Source organism: Rhodococcus sp. Leaf278 (assembly GCF_001426085.1).
In the GTDB taxonomy this organism is placed as follows: Bacteria; Actinomycetota; Actinomycetes; order Mycobacteriales; family Mycobacteriaceae; genus Rhodococcoides.
Genome location: NZ_LMRR01000007.1, coordinates 200,425 through 207,902 on the forward strand (window position 1 = coordinate 200,425; position 7,478 = coordinate 207,902).

Genomic DNA, 7,478 nt, shown 5'->3' on the forward strand with positions numbered 1-7,478 from the left:
TTGAAGTCAGATTCAAGTTCAACCCTTGTTGCATGAACACCCTGGTCAGAGGTTGTTTCACGCACGCGGTCGCGACGGGTCGGTGATCCATCCCGACCATGACCCCGGATACAGAGCAGCGTCGATGCCCGCCAACTCGAGGGCGAGAATCTGATGCGCCGCGGTCACCCCGGACCCGCAATAGACGGCGACCTCTTTCCCTGCCGGCACAAGTCCACCAAATGTGCCATTGAGTACCTCCGGAGCCAGAAAACGTCCGTCCGAATCGACGTTGTCGGTCGTCGGCCGGTTGATTGCGCCCGGGATGTGACCGGCCACGGGGTCCACCGGCTCCACCTCGCCGCGGAACCGTTCGGGTGCCCGCGCGTCGAGCAGCACGTTGTTCCGTGCGAAGTCCAGCACGTCGTCGACGTCGAGAACTCGTGCCAGTGATGGGCGCGCGGTGAACGATCCGGCGGCGGCGATCGACGGTTCGGTGCCGATCGGGAATCCGGCGGCCACCCACTGAGCAAGTCCGCCGTCGAGGACGCGCACGTCCGCGTGCCCGAAGTAGCGCAACAGCCACCATCCCCGCGCCGCCGCGGTCGCCGGTCCTCCGTCGTAGACCACGACCGAGGAGTCGTCACTGACCCCTGCTCCGCGCATCGCCGCGACGAACGTGTCCGCGTCGGGCAACGGATGCCGGCCACGGTCATTCGGCGGTGCCGCCAGTTCGGTGCCGAGGTCTACGAATTGCGCAGTCGGGATGTGCCCCGCCTCGTAACCTGCTCTGTCGCTCCCGTTCTGGAGGGTCCACCGGATGTCGAGGACGACAGGGGGCCGTCCCATCTCGAAGAGATCGTGCAGTTCGGTGGCAGAGATCAGCGGCGAAGGGCTCATAAGGATTCGACGCTAACAGCCTCGCCCGGGGAATAGCTCGGTGTTGCATGAGGTTGTGCGCAGGCGTGACCGAAACTGCATCCACAACTCAGCATCTGTCCACCGCCGGGCTCTTCGAGCCGTTCGAGGTCAAGTCGCTGAAGCTGCGTAACCGCTTCGCCATGGCTCCGATGACGCGCGCCTTTTCTCCAGACGGCATCCCCGGCCCGGATGTCGCCGAGTACTACCGCAAGCGCGCCGCCGGCGGCACCGGTCTCATCATCACCGAGGGCACCTACATCCCCGACCCCGCCGCGGGTCCCCACACCCGTGTTCCACGGATCTACGGCGACGCCAGCCTGGAAGGCTGGAAGGGCGTCGTCGACGCGGTACACGCCGAGGGCAGCGCAATCATCCCGCAGCTGTGGCACCTCGGCGTCGAGCGTGGCACCGAGCCACGCCTGTTCCCCGATGTCACCACGGTGAGCCCCTCCGGCATTGCACTCGACGGCTCTTCGGTCGGCAGAGCCTTCACCGACGCCGACCTCGACGAACTCACCTCGCAGTGGGTACAAGCGGCGGTCAACGCGAAGAACACCGGATTCGACGGCCTCGAACTGCACGGCGCTCACGGCTACCTTCTCGACGAGTTCCTCTGGGCCACAACCAATGTGCGCGACGACCAGTTCGGCGGCTCACTCGAAGCCCGCACCCGTTTCCCAGCGCAGGTCGTTGCTGCGATTCGTGCAGCCGTCGGCGAGGACTTCGCCATCGTGTACCGATTCTCGCAGTGGAAGAGCAACCACTTCGACGCTCGGATCGCGCAGAACCCCGAGGAGCTCGGACGCGTCCTGACGCCCCTCGTCGACGCCGGTGTGGACGTGCTCCACGCCTCGACCCGCCGACATTGGGATCCCGCGTTCCCCGAGCTGGACGGCCACGACGGCAAACTCGGCCTGGCAGGCTGGACACGCAAGCTCACCGGGGTTCCGACCATCACCGTCGGATCGGTCGGCCTCGATTCGGTGTTCACGTCGGCATGGTCGGAGGATGCCGCGTCGGGTGTGACCGGATTGGACGCTCTCGTCGGTCAATTCCAGGACGGCGAGTTCGATCTGGTGGCCGTCGGACGCGCGTTGCTGTCCGATCCCGAGTGGGTGAACAAGGTGGGCGACGGCCGCGTGGACGAGCGCATCGAATTCACGCGCGATCACATCCAGCACCTGGTCTGACACCCGGTCGGGCAATTCACATCGCAACCTGATTCGATTCGAGTGGGGCTCGACACTGTTGGTGTCGAGCCCCACGATCGTCGGCGTCGATAGTACTGCCACAACCGACCGATCGAGTTCCGTTGTGGCGATACGAGACTGGTACGGCGTTTCTCCCCCGAGCCCCGCTCCCGCGCGCCGAAGTCAGTCGCCTGCCGCCCGGGCACGGTGCCGTCGGGCCTTCATTTTGTTGCCGCACGTGGCCATCGAGCACCACCGCGCGGTGCCCGCACGCGAGCGATCCAGCAGAAACAAGCGGCACTCGTCGTTCGCACACGGGCGCAGTGCGCCAGGCAAACTCTCACGAATCCCCGCCCAGGCCAGCACAACCCGTGCGGCCAGTCGGCGATCCTCGGCCACCCGCAAAACCCAGTGAAGCGCGTCATCGGTCAGCACCGGCACCCGCGAGAGGTCGCGGAGATACCTGCTCAGCGACGACGGTGACGCCTCACTGCGCACCACCCGCTGGATGTCGTCACGCAGGTCGCGGCACACCCGAAGTTCTTCGGCGCTTCCGGTCCCACCGCGTGCACTGAGCCAGTCTCGGCCGTCCGCGTCGTCCGCCAGCAGATCGATTGCCCGCTCGTCGACCACCGGCGTGGTGTTGAGCAGGTCGATCAGCAGTGCTTCGTCGATCGCCCGCGCCTCCTCGGTGTTCATGTAACCACCATAGACCGCTTGACAGGTTACGTCTACTGTGGTTCGGTCATCGGAGTAACCACATCAACTACCCATAGGGGTTATCCATGGTCACCGTTCATCACCACACCACCACCGTCGACGGACTCGAAGTCTTCTACCGCGAGGCCGGCAATCCGTCCGATCCCACCATCGTGCTGCTTCACGGAACACCCGCCAGCTCGTTCATGTTCCGCCACCTCATCCCGTTGTTGAGCAACAGCTTTCACGTGATCGCTCCCGACCTCATCGGCTTCGGATACTCGGCGGCTCCGTCCGTAGACGACTTCGATTACACCTTCGACAGCCTCACCGCCGTCACCGACCACCTCCTCGACCAACTGGGTATCGACCGGTACGCGATCTACACCCAGGACTACGGCGCACCCGTCGGGTGGCGCCTCGCCCTCGGTCATCCCGATCGCATCACCGCCATCGTCACTCAGAACGGCAACGCGTACGAGGAAGGGTTCGTGGACTCGTTCTGGGCACCGCTGTGGACCTACGCGCAGAACCGCACGCCGGAAAACGCTGCGCCGCTGCGCGATGCACTCGAACTCGACGCGGTCCGGTGGCAGTACGTCCACGGTGTCTCCGATCCGACTCTCGTGAGCCCCGACGCCTGGATCCACGACCACACGCTGCTCACCCGTCCCGGCACCGACGAGATCCAGCTGAGGCTCTTCGCGGACTATCCGTCGAACGTCCGCCTGTACCCCGCTGTGCACCGCTACTTCCGCGATTCACGTCCCCCGCTCCTCGCCGTCTGGGGCAAGAACGACGAGATCTTCGGACCCGACGGTGCGCGTGCGTTCCTGCGCGATCTTCCCGACGCGGAAATTCATCTGCTGGACGGGGGCCACTTCCTCCTCGAAAGCCACCTCGACGAAGTAGCCTCCCTGATCACCGCCTTCCTGCACCGGTTCTCCGGGGCACGACAGGCAGCCTGATCGAAAACCTGCGCTCGATTCCGTGCCATTACCTCGAATAGCCAAGTAGAACAACAGTATCCGAGAAAGGTCAGACGTCATGCGAGCAGCTGACGACCATGTCACGAGCCAGTGGCATCCGGGGGAAGAGACGATGCACCGTCTTCTACAGGTGCCCTACGAGGACAACCCCACTGCTCCAGGTCTGCCCGCCGCTTACGGACCCTGGATGAGTCGGAGCCCACTCGTGGCACTCGGAACAACCGGCGTCGACGACCGCGTGTGGACAACACTGCTCGGGGGCGCTCCTGGAACAGCAACCCCGGCCACGGACGGGGTCCTGCGGTTGAGGTTCCAGGCCCAGCTCGAGCCTCACACCGCAGACCCGGTGCTCGAGGTTCTCTTACGCGACGACAAGCCGAACGGACGAGGAAGGCTGGTCTCGGGCCTCGTCATCGACCTCGAGCACCGAGGCCGGGTCAAGATCGCAGGACGGATGCTCGACGGTATCGTGGCGGAAAAGAGCACGAAGACAACAACTTCAGAGACGAACGGGCCCATCGACGTCCTGGCGAACATCGTGGTCGACGAAACCCTCGGAAACTGCCCCAAGTATCTGAACAAGCGGGCGATAACACCCTACGAAATGTCTCCGCAGTTGATCGGCGATTCACTCCCGCTACCAGCCGAGGCCCTCACCATCATCGAAAAATCCGATACCTTCCTCATCTCCAGCCGACACGGTACGGACAGCATGGACACCAACATTCGCGGCGGGGCACCAGGATTCGTCCAGGTCTTCAGCAACTCCGAGGCCGAGGGCGTGACCCTGGTGTATCCGGAGTACTCGGGGAACCGCCTCTACCAGACGCTGGGGAACATCACCTCCGACCGGGCAGTGGGAGTCACCTTTCCCGATTTCGACACCGGCGATCTTCTCTACCTTTCGGGAAGCGCGGAGGTACTGATCGGCGATGCTGCTGAAAGTGTTCTGCCCCATAGCAAAATGGCCGTGAGAATCGAAATCGAGGCGGTGCGTTTGGTGAGAAACGGCCTTGCGTTCAGAGGCGCGCTGCTCGAACCGTCACCGTACAACCCACCGGTTCGGAGGTTGGCCCGCGAGGTCGGCGTTTCGGGCCGGCAACCCAGACCAGCGGAGAGAACGCTTGCCTCGCTGATCCACAAGCTACCGATCACACCGACGATATCGCGGTACACATTCCGACTTACTCAGGGCGAATCGTCGACGCCGGTGCAGTGGCGAGCCGGGCAACACGTCACCCTCGACTTCTCAGCCCAACTCGATCGCGGCTGGTCGCACATGCGCGATCACGACCCGAGCTCCCTCAACGACGACTTCATCAGAACGTTCACTGTGTCGAGCGAACCGCATGCACTGGGCAACAACGAATTCGAGATCACCGTCCGAGAGCACGGACCGGTCACCGGGCTGCTGTCGCGATGGACCCCAGAGTCGGAACTTACTGTCACCGTCCTGGGCTTCGGCGGCGAGGATGACACCCGATACGCCGACACCAAGTACGCCGACACCAAGCCGACTACCGACGACGTAGTGGTCGTGGCATCGGGGGTCGGGATCACCCCATTCATGGCACAGGCGCACGCTGCCCACGAATCCGGACTCGCGCTGACCCTGCTCTGGAGCGTGCGCGCGGAGGACCTGGCTCTCGCCGTCGACGTCGTCGAGCGGGTCAGCCAGTTGGGGGTGGCAATCACGGTGTTCCTCACCGGACAGATGGACTCCGACAAGCTCGCCCAGCGTCGCACTCTCGAACAGCTCGGAGCCCGGATACGCACCCGAAGAATGACCGAAGCCGACGTCGAAGCCGTGGGACGCGTTGGGCGAAGACAGTTCTACGTCTGCGCTGCTCGGCCCCTGCACGAAGCAGTTCTGGAGTGGGTGGCCGGTGAAGACGTCAGGTTCGAGGCGTTCGACTACTGAAGGGTGTAAGTCGAAGTCTGCATCTAGAACGGCGGTGCTTCTGTGTCGTCTGTTTCGCGCTGTTCGTTGCCAGGCGGGTTCGGTGGGTGTGGGTAGGCGATGATGCCGGATCGTCTGGGTTTGGTGGGGATGTGTGGGCGCAGGTCGTTGTCGAGGATGGGTACGGCTGTGCCGTTGGCGGGCAGTGTGATTCGGGTGGTCTTCGAGGTGGATCGCCAGAGGATCGCGCCGCCCGGGAGCATGATCGCGCTCCAGTAGCCGGCGGATTTGACGGTGTGGTGGAACTCGCACAGGCATTGGAGGTTGTTGACCGTCGTCCAGCCGCCGCCGAGAGGGTTGGCATGGTCGAATGCGATCACGTGGTCGAGTTGGCAGCGGTCGGCTGGACGCTGGCATCCGGGGAATCGGCAGTGTCGGTCGCGGAGTCGGACGGCTGCGGTGGTCAGGGAATCGGGTCGGTAGATCAGGGCCCGGTCGGTCAGTGGATCGCGTGCGACGGACTTTCCGAGGGTGGGGTCGGCCGCGATCGCGGCTTCGAGAGCGGCGGCGAGGGAGGCATTGCCGAGATAGATACCTGAAGGTGTGTGGCCCGCGGGTGTCCGGCCTGCCGCGTGGATCGTCCTGTCGTCGCGCGGGCCTGCGGAGGGTAGGTCGAGGGCAGAGCTGTGCCGTGTGCCCTTGCCGACGGGGGTGTGGGTGCAGAACAGGGCGGCAGCGGAAGTCAGTGGTCCCAGTCGACGCTGGTGGGGGTTGTCGCTGGCGGCTGCGGGTGCCGGGCCTGTTTCTAGTGCCGGGCCTGTTGGCGGTGCCTGGCCTTCAGCTGATTTCTGGTGGGAGGCTGCGGGGTCGGATGGTGTTGCAGACGAACGTGATTGCGCACAGCTCGATGCGGTATCAGGTGCCGGCGATGCCTGTTCCGGAGACAATCCTGAAGCTGGCGTGGCTTCCGAGGGAGCAGCTGCCTCGTGGTCGGTGGCCGACGGTGCGTCCGCCTGCCGGTCGGTCGCCGGTGCACCTGCACGTGTTGCTGCGTTCTTGCGGACAGGATCGGCGGCACCGGGTTCGGGAATTGCCGACGGGTCGGTCGCAGGTACGGGTGTGGACTCGTCGTTCTCCTCGGACCCGGCAGTCTCGTCGGTTGCGCCATTCTTTTCGATCCCCTCGGACCCACCGGTCTCGGCCGTCTCGTCGACCGCATCTCCCGGCGTCTCCGGTGCATCTGCTGCGTCTGCTGCGTCTGCGTCGAAATCTGTATCTGTGTCGGCGTCCGTCACCGTTCCCGCATCGGATCCCGTTGCCGTCCCTGCTTTCTCGCCGCCGCTGCGTCGCTCCCATTCCCCGGTCTCCGGGTTCTGCACCGCCAGGCCGAGCTTCTCGGCGAGAGTGACCGCCTCGGTGAGCAGGACCTGCCATTGACTGTTGCGCGCCAACTCTCGTGCGAGATCCGGGTCGATCGAGCCATGCCCGGCGAGATACGCAGGGTTCGCAAGCAACCCGATGAGGGTGGCGATGTCGACGGTGATCATCGTCAACGGCACCCGACGATCCGGCAATGCTGCATCGGCTTTCGGGCAGTCCGCGCGTTCGCACAAGCACGCCAGGCGGGGTTCACCGTGCATCCTCGCCATGAACGCATCACACAACCGGTCCTGTTTACCGCGGGGGTCTTTCTGGCAGAGGGTGTCGGCCATCTCCTCGAGCAGCTGCCACGCCGCGGCGGCCTCGGGTGCAGTCAATTCTGCTCGGATTCGCGCCAGTTCCCCGGCCGGGTTGTAGGAC

6 protein-coding genes are annotated in these 7,478 nt (G+C 64.6%); 3 read left to right on the forward strand and 3 right to left on the reverse strand.

Annotation, left to right across the window (positions count from 1 at the left end; all coding sequences use genetic code 11):
- Positions 1 to 57: 57 nt before the first annotated feature.
- Positions 58 to 879 (reverse strand): sulfurtransferase, encoded by an 822-nt coding sequence (locus ASG84_RS09430; protein WP_057476748.1) that lies wholly within the window; start codon positions 877 to 879, stop codon positions 58 to 60.
- Between the two features lie 47 nt (positions 880 to 926).
- Between ASG84_RS09430 and ASG84_RS09435 the strand changes: the two genes are divergently transcribed.
- Positions 927 to 2,090, forward strand: a complete 1,164-nt coding sequence (locus ASG84_RS09435; protein ID WP_156399441.1) for an NADH:flavin oxidoreductase — start codon at positions 927 to 929, stop codon at positions 2,088 to 2,090.
- Between the two features lie 183 nt (positions 2,091 to 2,273).
- Here ASG84_RS09435 and ASG84_RS09440 read toward each other — a convergent pair whose 3' ends face one another.
- Positions 2,274 to 2,789 carry a CGNR zinc finger domain-containing protein gene (locus ASG84_RS09440; protein ID WP_057476750.1) on the reverse strand — a complete coding sequence of 172 codons (516 nt, stop codon included), beginning with the start codon at positions 2,787 to 2,789 and terminating at the stop codon, positions 2,274 to 2,276.
- A gap of 86 nt (positions 2,790 to 2,875) precedes the next feature.
- Between ASG84_RS09440 and ASG84_RS09445 the strand changes: the two genes are divergently transcribed.
- Positions 2,876 to 3,757, forward strand: a complete 882-nt coding sequence (locus tag ASG84_RS09445) for an alpha/beta fold hydrolase (RefSeq protein WP_057476751.1) — start codon at positions 2,876 to 2,878, stop codon at positions 3,755 to 3,757.
- A gap of 79 nt (positions 3,758 to 3,836) precedes the next feature.
- Positions 3,837 to 5,699, forward strand: coding sequence for a pyridoxamine 5'-phosphate oxidase family protein (locus ASG84_RS09450; protein WP_156399442.1), 1,863 nt, complete (start codon positions 3,837 to 3,839; stop codon positions 5,697 to 5,699).
- A gap of 23 nt (positions 5,700 to 5,722) precedes the next feature.
- Here ASG84_RS09450 and ASG84_RS27735 read toward each other — a convergent pair.
- Positions 5,723 to 7,478 (reverse strand): HNH endonuclease signature motif containing protein (locus tag ASG84_RS27735; RefSeq protein WP_057476753.1); only part of this gene is annotated, 1,756 nt, incomplete at its 5' end.

Bases quoted from the DNA above. Each gene is read 5' to 3' on its own strand.
- ASG84_RS09450 (WP_156399442.1), top strand. From the start codon at position 3,837: ATGCGAGCAGCTGACGACCATGTCACGAGCCAGTGGCATCCGGGGGAA.
- ASG84_RS09445 (WP_057476751.1), top strand. From the start codon at position 2,876: ATGGTCACCGTTCATCACCACACCACCACCGTCGACGGACTCGAAGTC.
- ASG84_RS09430 (WP_057476748.1), bottom strand. From the start codon at position 879: ATGAGCCCTTCGCCGCTGATCTCTGCCACCGAACTGCACGATCTCTTC.
- ASG84_RS09435 (WP_156399441.1), top strand. From the start codon at position 927: ATGAGGTTGTGCGCAGGCGTGACCGAAACTGCATCCACAACTCAGCAT.
- ASG84_RS09440 (WP_057476750.1), bottom strand. From the start codon at position 2,789: ATGAACACCGAGGAGGCGCGGGCGATCGACGAAGCACTGCTGATCGAC.